The sequence below is a fragment of the Superficieibacter sp. HKU1 genome (genome assembly GCF_029319185.1).
GTDB lineage: Bacteria > Pseudomonadota > Gammaproteobacteria > Enterobacterales > Enterobacteriaceae > Superficieibacter.
Window position 1 is genome coordinate 3,606,921 of record NZ_CP119754.1, and the last position, 15,276, is coordinate 3,622,196.

Consider the following 15,276-nt stretch of genomic DNA (forward strand, 5'->3'; position numbering starts at 1 on the left):
AATAACCAGGATAAATCCGGGTCTCAGGCCAGCTCCCCTTTGACCAGAGGAACAAAGCGCACTGCCTCAACGGTATCAATAATAAATTCATCTCCCCGTCGGCACACCCGCTTAAGATACTGGTGTTCATCGCCAACGGGCAATACAAGGACGCCGCCATCAGCCAACTGCGACATCAGTGCCGCCGGAATTTCAGGCGGTGCGGCCGTCACGATGATGGCGTCAAAAGGCGCACGCGCGTGCCAGCCCTGCCAGCCATCGCCATGACGGGTGGAAACATTATGCAGATCGAGTTGTTTCAGGCGACGCCGTGCGTGCCACTGCAGGCTTTTAATCCGTTCAACGGAACAGACGTGGTGAACAAGATGCGCCAGAATCGCCGTCTGATACCCGGACCCGGTGCCGACTTCCAGCACCCGGCATTCGGGCGTCAGTTCCAGCAGCTCGGTCATTCTCGCCACCATATAAGGCTGAGAAATGGTCTGCCCCTGGCCGATAGGGAGCGCGACGTTCTCCCATGCCTGATGTTCAAACGCTTCATCGATAAACTTTTCACGCGGAACCAGAGCGATGGCCTCAAGCACATGCTCATCTTTTATTCCCTGAGTACGTAGTTGATCGAGAAGGCTCTGAACGCGTTTGCTTATCATGACGTGCCTGCTCCTGCTCGCGTTAGCCAGTCAGAAACGACGTCACGCGCGCTGTGCGCGGTTAAATCCACGTGCAGCGGCGTAACCGAAACATAGCCTTCGTCTACCGCAGCGAAGTCCGTCTCCGGACCCGCATCGAATTTTTCACCGGGCGGGCCGATCCAGTACAGGACGTTGCCGCGCGGATCTTCCTGCGGGATCACCTGATCGGCCGGATGGCGGCTGCCGCAGCGGGTCACGCGAAAGCCTTTAATTTGATCTAAAGGCAGATCCGGCACGTTGATATTGAGAATGCGCCCGGTGCGCAGCGGCTCACGGCTGAGCGCGCGCAGCAGCGTACAGGTGACCGCCGCCGCGGTATCGTAGTGTTTATGGCCGTTCAGTGAGACGGCGAGCGCGGGAAAGCCAAGGTGACGCCCTTCCATCGCCGCTGCCACGGTGCCGGAGTAGATCACATCGTCGCCAAGATTTGGCCCGGCGTTAATCCCCGAGACGACGACGTCCGGACGCGGGCGCATCAGCGCATTAACGCCCAGATAAACGCAGTCCGTCGGCGTGCCCATCTGGACCGCAATATCACCGTTTTCATACTCAAAGGTACGCAGCGAGGATTCCAGCGTCAGCGAGTTTGATGCGCCGCTGCGATTACGATCGGGGGCCACCACCTGCACCTCGGCAAATTCACGCAGCGCTTTCGCCAGCGTCTGAATGCCTGGTGCGTGGATGCCGTCATCGTTACTCAGCAATATTCGCATAATCACCTGAAGTGTTAATAAGTTCTCTGACCACGCTGGTGGCAAAGCTGCCCGCCGGAAGCCAGAAGCGTAACTCCACGGTCACGTCATCCCACCAGTTCCAGTTCATTTGCTGCGGATAAAGCAGCATAGCACGGCGTGAAGCCTCGACTTTTTCACGCAACAGCAGCTGCTGTAATAGCGTTTCTTCTGCAATAGCGGCCTGCTCAAAGGCCAGCGCCTCGCGCTGCGTGCCCCATTCGCCGCTACCGGGAAGGGACGCCGTGATCATCAGCTCGTGGTTATCAACGCGGGATTGTAGTTCGGCCTGTTCTTCAGAAGCGGCCACGAACCAGCTCCCGCGCCCCGCTAATTGTAGCGCATCGCCGTCAACAACTTGATTAAAGTCTGGTTTTTTCAAACGCGTGCTGACTATCTGATTAAACAACGCGCTACGGGCTGCCGACAACCAAAAACTGCGTTTATTCCGATCGCGGACCGGGCCGCCGCTTTGTGCCCAGCGTAACGCCCCCTGAAGATTGCTGCCGCCGATGCCAAAGCGCTGCACGCCAAAGTAGTTCGGCACGCCCGCGGCCTGAATGGCCTGTAAACGCTGTTCGACGCTGTCGCGCTGCGAGACTTCACGCAGGATCAGCGTAAAATAATTGCCCTTTAACGCCCCGGGACGCAGCTTACGTTTATGGCGGGCGTATTCCAGTACCTGACAGCCCTCGAGCTGAAAGGCGCTGAGATCCGGCATCTCTTTGCCAGGCACGCGGGCGCACAGCCATTGTTCCGTCACTGCCTGCTTATCTTTTTGCCCGGCAAAGCTGACCTCACGCGCCGGAACGTTAAGAAATTTCGCCAGCGCATCGGCGACAAAACGCGTATTGCAGCCGTTTTTCAGGATCCGCACGAGGACGTGCTCGCCCTCACCGTCAGGTGCAAAACCGAGATCTTCGACGACCAGAAAATCCTCCGGGCTGGCTTTCAGCAGTCCCTGCCCCTGCGGCTTGCCGTGCAGGTACGTCAGATTTTCGACGTCGATCATTTGGCCGCCTTATGCAGCAGGGCTACCGCTTCACAGGCAATACCTTCCCCACGGCCGGTGAAGCCCAGTTTTTCCGTGGTGGTGGCTTTGACGTTAACATCATCCATATGGCAGCCGAGATCTTCAGCGATGAAAATGCGCATTTGCGGGATATGCGGCAGCATTTTGGGGGCCTGGGCAATAATCGTGACATCAACGTTGCCAAGGGTATAGCCTTTCGCCTGGATGCGTCGCCACGCCTCGCGCAGCAGTTCACGGCTGTCGGCGCCTTTGAATGCCGGATCGGTATCCGGGAACAGTTTGCCGATATCGCCCAGCGCCGCCGCGCCGAGCAGCGCATCGGTCAGGGCATGGAGTGCAACATCACCATCAGAGTGGGCCAGCAGCCCTTTTTCGTAAGGGACGCGCACGCCGCCAATGATAATCGGGCCTGCGCCGCCGAAAGCGTGCACATCAAAACCGTGTCCAATTCGCATTATGTCTGCTCCTGGTGGTGAAATCGGGTGAGATAAAATTCGGCAAGCGCCAGATCTTCCGGACGCGTCACTTTGATATTATCCGCGCGACCGGGGATCAGTTCGGGATGGAAACCACAGTATTCCAGCGCAGAGGCTTCATCTGTGATAATCGCGCCCTCATTAAGGGCGCGCGTCAGGCAGTCGGTAAGCAGTTCCCGCGGGAAGAATTGTGGCGTCAGCGCGTGCCAGAGATCGTTGCGATCGACGGTATGGGCGATGGCCGGTTTCCCTGGCTCGCCGCGCTTCATGGTATCGCGGACCGGGGCAGCCAGAATACCGCCCACGCGGCTGGTTTCACTGAGCGCGAGCAGACGATTCAGATCGTCCTGACACAGGCAGGGGCGCGCGGCGTCATGCACCAGCACCCAGCTGGCGTCGCCTGCGGCCTTCAGGCCAGCCAGTACGGAATCGGCGCGTTCGCTGCCGCCGTCGACGACGGTAACCTGTGGATGGTTCGCCAGCGGCAACTGCTGAAAGCGCACATCACCCGGCGTAATGGCGATGATCACCCGCTGTACGCGAGGGTGCGCCAGAAGCGCTGCCACCGCGTGTTCGAGAATCGTTTTGTTACCAATTGAGAGGTATTGTTTCGGGCACTCCGTCTGCATGCGGCGGCCAAAACCGGCTGCCGGAACCACGGCGCAAACGCCTGGAAAAGTTGCTGCCATCTTGCGTTCCTGGGCCTGTTATCGATTATTTTGCCCTGCACTCAGATTGCGTTTAGACGCATCCGGCACCAGACGATAAAAGGTTTCGCCCGGTCGGGTCATACTCAGTTCATTACGCGCGCGTTCTTCGATCGCTTCCTGACCACCGTTAAGATCGTCAATTTCCGCAAAGAGTTGATCGTTGCGCGCTTTTAATTTTGCGTTTGTGGTTTGCTGGACCTGGACATCATCGCTGACGCGGCTGTAATCATGTAATCCATTTTTGCCAAACCACAGCGAATACTGTAGCCAGACCAGTAAAGCCAGCAATATCAGCGTTAGTTTACCCATCCTGCCCCCTGAAAAACGGCATCATCATCCCATAACTCGCCCGAGGACTCTACCCCGGCGGCGGGCGACACCGCGTGAACGCGCCAAATGTACCATATTTTGCCCACAGGTAAGTATGCCACGTAATAATGAGGCCAGATGCGTTGTTCAATCATAATTCAGCGTCAGGAAGAATCTACCCCATCAGCCACATAAACAGAATGCCAAACATCGCAATAACGGTTAGCGCCGTGGCGACAGAGGTATAAAGAAATTTGCCATTCAGCAGAGAATAAAGCGCGATGCCGACCACGACGGCGACCGGCATCAGCGCCAGAAAGAAAGGCCAGGTATAGAGAAAGAAAAACAGCGTATTGGGGCCATAGATGAGAAAGGGAATACCCGCCGCCAGCAGCCATGAGATAAACCCCACCACGGCACCGGGAAAAGACCAGGTGGTCTCTTCATCGGCCGTTAGCGACTCAGTCGTGGTGATGCTTAAATTTTGGCTATTGCGCATATCTAATCCTGTTGCCTGGCCAACCGGACGATGGCTTCGCCCGGTTGCGTATCAGGATCTGATAATATCGCTCTGTCTGAGCAGATCTAATAATCGGTTAACCAAATTTGTTACTAATTGTTCACCATCAAGATGCATTTCCGCGCTTTCCGGCGCTTCGTAGACGGAATCAATGCCGGTAAAATGGGGTAATTCTCCTGCCCGCGCTTTTTTGTATAACCCTTTCGGATCGCGCGTTTCACAGATCGCCAGCGGCGTATCCACAAAGATTTCGAAGAAACGCCCCTCCCCCACCTGCTCGCGCACCATTTGCCGTTCAGCACGGTGCGGCGAGATAAAGGCCGTCAACACCACCAGACCCGCATCGACCATCAGCCGCGCGACCTCTCCCACGCGGCGGATATTTTCTTTCCGATCTTCATCGCTGAAGCCGAGATCGCGGCATAGCCCGTGGCGGACGTTGTCGCCGTCCAGCAGATAGGTGCTGACGCCCAGACGATGCAGCGCCTCTTCCAGCGCCCCCGCGACGGTGGATTTACCCGAGCCTGAAAGCCCGGTAAACCACAGCACTACGCCACGGTGACCGTGGAGCTGCTCGCGCTGCGCCGCAGTCACCGGATGAGCGTGCCAGACGACATTGTCATCGTGCTGCGCCATTATTTGCCTCCCAGCAAATCACGCGCGCCCCAGTGCGGGAAGTGCTTACGCACCAGCGCGTTCATTTCCAGTTCGAAGGCGCTGTACTCAGACGGCACGGCGGTCTCCTGCGCATACGCTTCCTGCACCAGTCCGGCCCCGACCGTAACGTTGGTGAGGCGATCAATAAAGATCATCCCGCCGGTCACCGGGTTGTCCTGGTATTTATCGAGCACCAGCGGCTCGTCAAAGGTGAGATCCACCAGACCGATACCGTTCAGCGGCAGATCCTCCGCGGCGTGCTGGGTCAGGTTATTGATATCAAACTGATGGCGAATCGCATCCACCCGCGCACGCGTTTTCTTGCCGGCAATTTTAATATCCAGACTTTGCCCCGCCGTCAGCGGCTGCTCGGTCATCCACACCACGTTGACCGAGGCGCGTTGTACCGCAGGCAGTGATTCGCTGGCATCCAGCAACAGATCGCCGCGGCTGATGTCAATTTCATCTTTCAGCACCAGCGTAATGGCTTCCCCCGCTGCCGCGGCCTCTAAATCTCCGTCAAAGGTAACGATACGCGCCACGGTGGATTCCACGCCGGACGGCAGGACTTTGATCCGCTGGCCGACGTTGACGGTCCCGGAAGCGACCGTACCGGAATAACCCCGGAAATCGAGGTTTGGACGGTTAACGTACTGCACCGGGAAGCGCATCGGCTGCCGATCGACCACGCGCTGGATCTCAACGGTTTCCAGCACTTCCAGCAGCGTCGGGCCGCTATACCACGGCATCTTACCGCTGGCACCGGCAACATTATCGCCTTCCAGCGCCGACAGCGGCACAAAACGGATATCCAGATTGCCCGGCAGCTGCGCCGCGAAGGTCAGATAATCTTCACGAATGCGGTTAAAGGTCTCTTCGCTAAAGTCGACGAGATCCATTTTATTGATCGCCACCACCAGATGCTTGATCCCCAGCAGCGTGGAGATAAAGCTGTGACGACGGGTCTGATCCAGTACGCCTTTACGCGCGTCGATCAGCAGGATCGCCAGATCGCAGGTGGATGCCCCGGTCGCCATATTGCGCGTGTACTGCTCGTGCCCCGGCGTATCGGCGATGATAAATTTACGCTTTTCCGTGGAGAAATAGCGGTAGGCCACGTCAATGGTGATGCCCTGCTCGCGTTCGGCCTGCAGGCCGTCTACCAGCAGCGCCAGATCCAGCTTCTCACCCTGGGTGCCGTGACGTTTGCTGTCGTTATGCAGCGAGGAAAGCTGATCTTCATAAATCTGCCGCGTGTCGTGCAGCAGGCGGCCAATTAGCGTGCTTTTACCGTCGTCCACGCTGCCGCAGGTCAGGAAACGCAGCAGGCTTTTATACTGCTGAGCGTGCATCCAGGCCTCTACGCCGCCTTCGTTGGCAATTTGTTGCGCAATTGTCGTATTCATGGCGGCTCCTTAAAAGTATCCCTGACGTTTCTTCAGCTCCATCGAGCCGGCCTGGTCGCGGTCAATCACGCGCCCCTGACGTTCACTGGTGGTGGAAACCAGCATCTCTTCAATGATTTCCGGCAGCGTTTGCGCCTGCGACTCGACCGCGCCGGTCAGCGGCCAGCAGCCAAGGGTGCGAAAACGCACCATCCGCTGCTGGATCACTTCGCCCGGTTGCAAATCAATGCGTCCGTCGTCAATCATCATCAACATGCCATCACGCTCCAGCACCGGACGCTCAGCGGCTAAATAAAGCGGCACGATGTCGATATTTTCCAGCCAGATATACTGCCAGATATCCTGTTCGGTCCAGTTGGACAGCGGGAAGACGCGGATGCTTTCGCCCTTATTCACCTGGCCGTTATAGTTGTGCCACAGTTCCGGACGCTGGTTTTTCGGGTCCCAGCGATGGAAACGGTCGCGGAAAGAGTAAATACGCTCTTTGGCGCGCGATTTTTCTTCATCGCGACGCGCGCCGCCAAATGCCGCGTCAAAACCGTATTTATTCAGCGCCTGCTTCAGCCCCTCGGTTTTCATAATATCGGTATGTTTTGCGCTGCCGTGCACAAATGGGTTGATCCCCATTGCCACCCCTTCCGGGTTCTTATGCACCAGCAGCTCGCAGCCATAGGCTTTAGCGGTACGGTCGCGGAACTCGTACATTTCACGGAACTTCCAGCCGGTATCGACGTGCAGCAGCGGAAACGGCAGCGTCCCCGGATAGAACGCTTTACGCGCCAGGTGCAGCATGACGCTGGAGTCTTTACCAATTGAGTAAAGCATCACCGGATTAGAAAACTCGGCGGCAACTTCACGGATAATATGGATGCTTTCCGCCTCCAGTTGCCGCAGGTGAGTCAGTCGTTTTTGATCCATAACCGTTCCTTAAGCCAGATTAACCACGGATGCGCTGAACGCTTCCGCACCTGTTGTGTGTTGAAACCAGGCCAGCTCGTGATGCAGATTCACCACCTCGCCGATCACCAGCAGAGCAGGCATCGGCGCATCTTTAGCCAGGTTTTCGAGTTGTTGTAATGTGCCCGTGCTGACCGTCTGGTCAGCACGCGTGCCGCGCGAAATCACCGCCACCGGCGTATGTTCATGTCGGCCATGCTGAATAAGCTGCGCGCTGATTTCCGCGGCTTTCATGGTGCCCATGTAAATCGCCAGCGTCTGACGGCTCTGCGCCAGCTGCGCCCAGTCAAACGGGGCGCTGTCGGGCTTATAATGTCCGGTCACAAAAGTGACGCTTTGCGCATGTTCGCGGTGGGTCAGCGGAATGCCCGCATACGCCGTCGCGCCGGAAGCGGCCGTCACGCCAGGCACCACCTGAAACGGAATGCCGGCTGCGGCGGCGGCCTGCAGTTCTTCTCCGCCGCGCCCGAAAATAAACGGATCGCCGCCTTTCAGGCGCACCACGGTTTTACCCTCCCGCGCTGCCTCAATCAGCATCTGATTGGTTTCATGCTGCGGCACCGCGTGTTTACCGGCGCGTTTCCCCACGCAGATCAGCTCCGCATCGCGGCGCACCAGTTCGCGAATTTCCTCAGTCACCAGATGATCGTAAAACACCACGTCGGCCTGCTGGAGCACCTGCAAGCCCCGCAGGGTCAGCAGTCCGGCATCGCCCGGCCCCGCGCCGACCAGAATAATTTCACCCTGCACGCGCGCCGGCTGGCGTAATGTCTCTTCCAGCACCTGTTCGGCAGCCTGCTGATTTCCCGCTGCCATCAGGCTGGCGAAGCGCCCGCGAAAGGCGCGCTCCCAGAACCGTCGACGTTCCGCCGTAGAGTGAAGATGCGTTTTAATACGCTCCCGCCAGCGGCCAGCTACCTCCGCCATCTTCCCCAGATCTTTCGGCAGCAGCGCCTCAATTTTTTCCCGCAGCAGGCGCGCCAGTACCGGCGCATTACCGCCGGAAGAGATCGCCACCAGCAGCGGCGAACGATCGACAATCGACGGAAAGATAAACGAGCACAGCGGCTGGTTATCGACAACGTTAACCAGCCGGTGACGGGCGTTTGCCGCCGCGAATACGCGCTGATTCAGTTCACCGTCATCGGTGGCGGCAATCACCAGAAAAACCTCGTCGATTTGCGGTTCAGCAAATTCCGTCGCCCGCCAGTGGATCTGCTGCTGTTCAGCCAGGCTGGCCAGTTCTGCATTAAGACGCGCGGCCACCACCTGCACTCTGGCTCCTGCCCGGCGCAGGAACGCAATTTTACGGCTGGCAATTTCGCCGCCGCCAATAACCAGTACGGGGCGATCTTTCAGGGCAGCAAACAGGGGCAGGTATTCCACAGCGTAACGACTCACAAACATCAGGTATTAGGGGGACTATAGGGCCCGCCTTAGATCAAATGAAATTACGAAATGGAATGAGTAGTTCCTCAAAGGAATAACATCCGGGGAAAGCTAATATCAAAAAGTGCTTAACCCACGTATTTTCTGGACTTTAGGAGGATTTCAAATTGTGTAACGTCGATCACAGTTTCATACTGTGAGCGTCGAGTTTTTGTATTTCTTTAAGGATATTTTATGTTGTCCGCATCGCGCCGCAGCCTGGCTGCCCTGGCGTTCAGCGTATGCTTTGCCCTTCCCGCTCTGGCGAAATCGACACCTCCAGGAGAGTTTGCCAGTACTCAGGCTCGCTATATTGCCACCTATTTTCCCGGCCGCATGACCGGCACGCCCGCAGAGATGCTGGCAGCGGATTATCTGCGCCAGCAGTTTGCCACCATGGGCTACCAAAGTGATATACGGACGTTCCACGGTCGCTACCTTTATACCTCCGCAGATAAACAGCAGAACTGGCATAACGTTACGGGCAGCACGGTCATTGCCGCCCATGAAGGCCGTGCCAAACAGCAGATCGTGATTATGGCGCACCTGGACACGTATGCGCCGCACAGCGATGCGGATGTGGCGCATAATCTGGGCGGGCTGACGCTACAGGGCATTGACGACAACGCCGCCGGGCTGGGGGTGATGCTCGAACTCGCCGCCGCCCTGAAAAATATTCCGACGCAGTACGGCATTCGCTTTATTGCTACCAGCGGCGAGGAAGAAGGCAAGCTCGGTGCAGAGAGTTTGCTCTCTCGCATGAGCGACGCCGAGAAGAAAAATACCCTGCTGGTCATTAATCTCGATAATCTTATTGTCGGTGACAAACTCTATTTTAACAGCGGTAAAAGCACGCCCGCGGCCGTACGCACACTTACCCGCGATCGGGCGCTGGTGATTGCCAGAAATCATGGCATCGCGGCTACCATTAATCCCGGCCTAAATTCCGCTTATCCTGAAGGCACCAGCTGCTGCAATGACGCCGAACCTTTCGATAAGGCCGGCATTCCGGTGCTGTCGGTTGAAGCAACCAACTGGTCGCTGGGGAATAAAGACGGCTATCAGCAGCGCAAAAAATCGCGCGATTTCCCGGCGGGAAAAAGCTGGCATGACGTGCGTATTGATAATCAGCAGTATATCGATAAGGCGCTGCCGGGCCGGATTGCGCACCGTAGCCGGGATGTGGTGAACGTGATGCTGCCGCTGGTGAAGGAGCTGGCGAAGGCGGGAAAAAAATAGCGTTTTTGCCGATAGCGAAAACATACCTTATCGGGTCTGAACCGGTCCGGTCATTTCCAGACCCGATAAGCGTCATGTCGCTGGATAAAGCATTACCCCTCGTGCAGCCCGCACTCTCTTTTCAGCCCAAAGAACCGCGTCTCCTCTTCCGCCATTCCCGGCTCCCATTTGCGGGTAGTATGGGTATCCCCCACGGACAAATAACCTTCATCCCACAGCGGATGGTATTTCAGGCCGTGCTTTTGCAAATACTGATAGACCGTGCGGTTATCCCAGTCGATGATCGGCAGTACCTTAAACACGCCGCGCTGTATGCCGAGCACCGGAAGATGAGCGCGGCTGCCGGACTGTTCCCGGCGCAGACCGGCGAACCAGGTTTGGGCGTTAAGATCGGTCAGCGCCCGGTTCATCGGCTCGACTTTATTGATCTCATTGTATTTCTCAATGCCTTCAACGCCCTGCTCCCACAGTTTGCCATAGCGGGCTTCCTGCCAGGCAGGGCTTTCATTTGCCCGGTAGACGTTGAGGTTTAGCTTGAGTTTGTCCGTTAACTCATCAATAAACCGGTAGGTTTCCGGGAACAGATAACCGGTATCGGTCAGGATCACCGGGATGTCCGGGCTGATCTGATTGACCAGATGCAGACTGACCGCCGCCTGAATGCCAAAGCTTGAGGAGAGGACGTATTCACCGGGCAGATTTTCCAGCGCCCAGGCTACGCGATCTTCTGCGGTGAGCGTTTCCAGCCGGGTATTAGTCTCCGCAAGCGCCTGCTCGCGCTCCGCTTTCGGGAGTTCATTGAGGGCTTTTAGATCGAGTATGGACATAGGTTCCTCACTTTTGGCGTTCTGCCGGGTGGCGCTGCGCTTACCCGGCCTACATTTTACGGTAGCCGCCTCTTCAGGCGAAGCTGCCCTCTGGCGCAGTTCCGGTTACTCCCAGAGATCCCTTGCGGGATCGAGCACCGGGCGAATGATGCCCGCACGCACCGTAAAGTCGCCGAAGCCTTCACCCGCTTCGCGCTCTTTCGCCCAGCGCCCGACTAACTCGTCAATCGTGTCGAGAATTTCAGGTTCGGTAATATTTTCACGATACATCCGCGGGATCCGTGTCCCGATGCGGTTGCCGCCAAGGTGCAGGTTGTAGCGTCCCGGTGCTTTGCCTACCAGCCCCAGTTCGGCCAGCATTGCTCGCCCACAGCCGTTTGGACAGCCGGTAACGCGCATCACGATATGCTCATCCGGGATACTGTGCTTCTCCAGTACGGCTTCCACTTTATCCGTGAACGACGGCAGAAAGCGCTCGGCTTCGGCCATCGCCAGTGGGCAGGTCGGGAACGACACGCAGGCCATGGAGTTCTCGCGCTGCGGCTTCACGGCATTCATCAGGCCATGTTCGCGGGCCAGCTTCTCGATTTTTGCCTTCTGGCTATCCGGCACACCGGCAATAATCAGGTTCTGATTAGCGGTAATGCGGAATTCGCCTTTATGGATCTTCGCGATCTCCAGCAGCCCGGTTTTCAGCGGACGTCCCGGATAATCAAGAATACGTCCGTTCTCAATAAACAGCGTCAGATGCCATTTATTGTCGATGCCTTTTACCCAGCCGATGCGATCGCCGCGACCAGTGAATTCGTACGGACGGATCGGCTCAAATGTAATGCCCGCCCGGCGTTCCACTTCCGCTTTAAAGGTCTCGACGCCGACGCGCTCCAGGGTATATTTGGTTTTCGCGTTTTTACGATCGGTACGGTTGCCCCAGTCGCGCTGGGTTGTCACCACGGCTTCCGCCACCGCCAGGGTATGCTCCAGCGGCAGGTAGCCAAACTCGCTCGCGGTACGAGCATAGGTTTTTTTATTACCGTGCTCAATGGACAAACCGCCGCCGACCAGCAGGTTGAAGCCCACCAGTTTGCCGTTCTCTGCAACCGCGACGAAGTTCATGTCGTTGGCGTGCAGATCGATATCGTTCTGCGGCGGGATCACGACCGTGGTTTTGAACTTACGCGGCAGATAGGTCTGGCCGAGGATCGGTTCCTCATCGGTCGTAGCGACTTTCTCCTGATCGAGCCAGATCTCCGCATAGGCACGGGTGCGCGGCAGCAGATGTTCGGAGATCTTCTTCGCCCACTCGTAGGCTTCGGCATGAAGCTGAGATTCATACGGGTTCGACGTACACAGCACGTTACGGTTCATGTCGTTGGCGGTCGCCAGCGCGTCCAGCCCAACTGAATGCAGCATCTGGTGTACCGGCTTCACGTTCTTTTTCAGGATGCCGTGGAACTGGAACGTCTGACGGTTCGTCAGGCGGATACTGCCGTAAATCGTATTCTCGCCCGCAAACTTATCTATCGCCTGCCACTGTTGAGTGGTGATCACCCCACCCGGCAGACGGCAGCGCAGCAGCATCGCATGACGCGGCTCCAGCTTCTGCTCCGCACGCTCGGCGCGGATATCACGATCGTCCTGCTGATACATGCCGTGAAAGCGGATCAGCAGGAAGTTGTCGCCTTTAAAGCCGCCGGTCAGACCATCATTTAAATCTTCGGCAATGGTGCCGCGCAGGTAGTTGCTTTCGAGCTTCATGCGCTCGGCATCAACCAGTTTACCTTCGACCACCAGTGGGCCTGGATGTTTTTCGCTCATTAGTAGACATCTCGCTGATAACGGCGCTCAACGCGCAGCTCACTTAAATATTCGTCCGCCGATTCGAGGTCCATGCCGCCGAATTCAGCTATCACTTCCAGCAAAGCCTGCTCAACGTCTTTCGCCATACGATTGGCGTCGCCGCAGACATAAATATGGGCACCATCGTTTATCCAGCGCCACAGCTCTGCGCCCTGTTCGCGCAGTTTATCTTGTACGTATATTTTTTCTTTTTGGTCACGAGACCAGGCCAGATCGATACGGCTCAGCACGCCCTCTTTAACGTAGCGCTGCCATTCCACCTGATAGAGAAAATCTTCGGTGAAATGGGGATTACCAAAAAACAGCCAGTTTTTACCCGGCGCTTCATCGGCGGCGCGCTGCTGCATAAAGGCGCGGAACGGCGCGATACCGGTACCGGGGCCAATCATGATCACCGGCGTTTCAGGATTTGCAGGCAGGCGGAAGTTATCGTTATGCTCGATAAAGATCCGCACTTCGCCCTCGTCTTCAACACGATCGGCGAGGAAACTGGAAGCGCCACCCGCACGGGCACGGCCTTCCACTTCGTAGCGCACGACGCCAACGGTAACGTGAACTTCGTTTTCAGCTTCCGCCTGAGCAGAAGCGATGGAATACAGGCGCGGCGTCAGCGGACGCAGCAGATCGATCAGGGTCTGGGCATCCAGTTGCGCAGGGGAAAAACGCACCATATCGACAATCGGCGTGATAGCCGCGTAGTGCTGAAGCTGCGCTTTGTCGCCGGCCAGCGGCAGCAATGCCTCACTGCGTGAAAGCGTCGCGTAGTTCTCAACGATATTGGCCGTGTTAACCGTCAGTTCAAAATGCCACTGCAATGCTTCGGCCAGCGGCAGCGTTTTACCGTCCACCGTGACCGGCTCATCGCCCTTCAGCCACAGCAGTTCGATCAGTTCATTGACCAGCGCAGGATCGTTTTGATACCAGACGCCGAGCGCGTCGCCCGGCTGATAGCGCAGACCAGAATCCCCGAGGTCGATTTCAATATGGCGAACGTCTTTTTCCGAGTTGCGCCCGGTGATTTTTTGATTCACCGAGAGCGCCGCCGCCAGCGGCGCTTCTTTAGTATAGGGGCTGGAGTGAACCTCATTCACCGCGCCGGCTGCCGTGGCGGCGGCCTGTGCTGGCGTCTCTTTCGGTACGCGGGCTTTCAGGATCTCAACCACCCGCGCGCGCCATTCGGCGGCGGCATTTTGGTACTCGACGTCAGCATCAACGCGGTCCAGCAGACGTTCACCGCCCAGTTCCGCCAGCCTTCCGTCAAAATCTTTCCCGCACTGACAAAAGAATTCATAAGAGGTGTCGCCAAGACCAAAGACCGCAAAGGCGGTATTCTCCAGCTTCGGCGCTTTTTTGGAGGTCAGGAATTTATGCAGAGCTACCGCTTCCTCCGGCGGCTCCCCTTCCCCCTGCGTGGAGGCAACGACAACCAGCAGTTTTTCATTGACGATTTGTTTGAATTTATAGTCGCCCGCGTTGACCAGGTTAACGTTAAGTTTGGCTGCCAGCAGATCGTCACGCAGTGCTTCCGCTACGCGGCGGGCATTGCCGGTCTGCGACGCTGAGAGCAGGGTAATGGTGGTGGTTTCTGCGACCGGAGCAGGTGCCGCGACGGCAGCGCCGGGCTGCTGATTTAGCACGCCCCAAAAATAGCCGGACACCCAGGCAAGCTGGGTCGGGGTTAAATCGGTCGTGGCCGCCTGGAGGCGCGCCAGTTGCTCCGGGTTTAGCGGAAGCAAAGCGGAAGGTGGGGCCTGTGTCGTCATGCGTCGTCATGTTCCAGTAGCAAAGCTGTTTTCAATTAAAAAACAGAAGAGAATGTAAGGTTAACGACCAGGATAATAACAATTAAAGAAGGGATGGAAATAATAAATAACCAAATCGACTAACCTGATTTTCAGATAGTTATTAGCGGGAAATCAGATTAATTAACTCCTTGATTGAATTAATAAAAATATAACCTTACGCTTTAGCGCAGTTGCTTCACCCGCTGTAGCGGTTTTAAAAGGTGATAAAAATTGTGCTTTCCGGTACTATGCGGCGGTTTTTTGTAAGACTGAGAATTCACCATGTCCACCACGTTGTTTAAAGATTTCACCTTTGAAGCCGCTCACCATCTGCCGCACGTTCCGCAAGGCCATAAATGCGGCCGCCTGCACGGACACTCCTTTATGGTGCGTCTTGAAATCACCGGTGAAGTCGATCCGCATACCGGCTGGATTATCGATTTCGCCGAACTGAAAGCGGCATTTAAGCCGACTTACGATCGTCTGGATCACTACTATCTGAATGATATTCCAGGGCTGGAGAATCCCACCAGTGAAGTGCTGGCGAAGTGGATTTGGGATCAGGTTAAACCGGCGCTTCCACTGCTGAGCGCGGTGATGGTGAAGGAAACCTGCACCGCGGGCTGCGTGTATCGCGGTGAGTGATT

16 protein-coding genes are annotated in these 15,276 nt (G+C 56.7%); 2 read left to right on the forward strand and 14 right to left on the reverse strand.

The window, feature by feature from the left end:
- Positions 1-23 precede the first annotated feature (23 nt).
- From P0H77_RS17115 to cysG, 11 genes are all read right to left on the reverse strand, one after another.
- Positions 24-650: a protein-L-isoaspartate(D-aspartate) O-methyltransferase gene (locus P0H77_RS17115; RefSeq protein WP_176919345.1), complete on the reverse strand. Its 627-nt coding sequence runs from the start codon at positions 648-650 to the stop codon at positions 24-26.
- Positions 647-1,405, reverse strand: a complete 759-nt coding sequence (surE, locus tag P0H77_RS17120) for a 5'/3'-nucleotidase SurE (protein ID WP_276158497.1) — start codon at positions 1,403-1,405, stop codon at positions 647-649. Before surE ends, P0H77_RS17115 begins: the two co-directional genes overlap by 4 nt.
- Positions 1,386-2,435 (reverse strand): tRNA pseudouridine(13) synthase TruD, encoded by a 1,050-nt coding sequence (gene truD, locus P0H77_RS17125; RefSeq protein WP_276158498.1) that lies wholly within the window; start codon positions 2,433-2,435, stop codon positions 1,386-1,388. Before truD ends, surE begins: the two co-directional genes overlap by 20 nt.
- A complete protein-coding gene (ispF, locus tag P0H77_RS17130; protein WP_176919348.1) occupies positions 2,432-2,911 on the reverse strand; it encodes a 2-C-methyl-D-erythritol 2,4-cyclodiphosphate synthase in 480 nt (159 codons plus the stop codon). Before ispF ends, truD begins: the two co-directional genes overlap by 4 nt.
- A complete protein-coding gene (gene ispD / locus P0H77_RS17135) occupies positions 2,911-3,621 on the reverse strand; it encodes a 2-C-methyl-D-erythritol 4-phosphate cytidylyltransferase (protein WP_276158499.1) in 711 nt (236 codons plus the stop codon). The genes ispF and ispD overlap by 1 nt, the downstream gene beginning before the upstream one ends.
- 18 nt (positions 3,622-3,639) lie before the next feature.
- Positions 3,640-3,951 carry a cell division protein FtsB gene (gene ftsB / locus P0H77_RS17140; RefSeq protein WP_176919350.1) on the reverse strand — a complete coding sequence of 104 codons (312 nt, stop codon included), beginning with the start codon at positions 3,949-3,951 and terminating at the stop codon, positions 3,640-3,642.
- Between the two features lie 175 nt (positions 3,952-4,126).
- Positions 4,127-4,450 carry a DUF3561 family protein gene (locus P0H77_RS17145; RefSeq protein ID WP_176919351.1) on the reverse strand — a complete coding sequence of 108 codons (324 nt, stop codon included), beginning with the start codon at positions 4,448-4,450 and terminating at the stop codon, positions 4,127-4,129.
- 51 nt (positions 4,451-4,501) lie between these two features.
- Positions 4,502-5,107 carry an adenylyl-sulfate kinase gene (cysC, locus tag P0H77_RS17150; RefSeq protein WP_276158500.1) on the reverse strand — a complete coding sequence of 202 codons (606 nt, stop codon included), beginning with the start codon at positions 5,105-5,107 and terminating at the stop codon, positions 4,502-4,504.
- Complete coding sequence (cysN, locus tag P0H77_RS17155; protein WP_276158501.1) at positions 5,107-6,534, reverse strand: sulfate adenylyltransferase subunit CysN; 1,428 nt, start codon at positions 6,532-6,534, stop codon at positions 5,107-5,109. The genes cysC and cysN overlap by 1 nt, the downstream gene beginning before the upstream one ends.
- A gap of 9 nt (positions 6,535-6,543) precedes the next feature.
- Positions 6,544-7,452: a sulfate adenylyltransferase subunit CysD gene (cysD, locus tag P0H77_RS17160; protein ID WP_176919354.1), complete on the reverse strand. Its 909-nt coding sequence runs from the start codon at positions 7,450-7,452 to the stop codon at positions 6,544-6,546.
- A 9-nt stretch (positions 7,453-7,461) separates the two neighbouring features.
- Positions 7,462-8,868, reverse strand: coding sequence for a siroheme synthase CysG (cysG, locus tag P0H77_RS17165; protein WP_276165168.1), 1,407 nt, complete (start codon positions 8,866-8,868; stop codon positions 7,462-7,464).
- A 246-nt stretch (positions 8,869-9,114) separates the two neighbouring features.
- Between cysG and P0H77_RS17170 the strand changes: the two genes are divergently transcribed.
- Positions 9,115-10,158 carry an aminopeptidase gene (locus P0H77_RS17170; RefSeq protein WP_276158502.1) on the forward strand — a complete coding sequence of 348 codons (1,044 nt, stop codon included), beginning with the start codon at positions 9,115-9,117 and terminating at the stop codon, positions 10,156-10,158.
- A gap of 92 nt (positions 10,159-10,250) precedes the next feature.
- On the opposite strand, the gene cysH is transcribed toward P0H77_RS17170, so the two are convergent.
- The 3 genes from cysH to cysJ form a co-directional block, all read right to left on the reverse strand.
- Positions 10,251-10,985, reverse strand: coding sequence for a phosphoadenosine phosphosulfate reductase (cysH, locus tag P0H77_RS17175; protein ID WP_276158503.1), 735 nt, complete (start codon positions 10,983-10,985; stop codon positions 10,251-10,253).
- 105 nt (positions 10,986-11,090) lie between these two features.
- Positions 11,091-12,803 carry an assimilatory sulfite reductase (NADPH) hemoprotein subunit gene (cysI, locus tag P0H77_RS17180; RefSeq protein ID WP_276158504.1) on the reverse strand — a complete coding sequence of 571 codons (1,713 nt, stop codon included), beginning with the start codon at positions 12,801-12,803 and terminating at the stop codon, positions 11,091-11,093.
- On the reverse strand, positions 12,803-14,608 hold the full coding sequence (cysJ, locus tag P0H77_RS17185) for an NADPH-dependent assimilatory sulfite reductase flavoprotein subunit (protein WP_276158505.1): 1,806 nt from the start codon (positions 14,606-14,608) through the stop codon (positions 12,803-12,805). Before cysJ ends, cysI begins: the two co-directional genes overlap by 1 nt.
- A 303-nt stretch (positions 14,609-14,911) precedes the next feature.
- On the opposite strand from cysJ, the gene queD reads away from it, so the two are divergent.
- Entirely contained in the window at positions 14,912-15,274 is a 363-nt protein-coding gene (gene queD / locus P0H77_RS17190) for a 6-carboxytetrahydropterin synthase QueD (RefSeq protein ID WP_276158506.1), read from the forward strand.
- Positions 15,275-15,276: the final 2 nt, after the last annotated feature.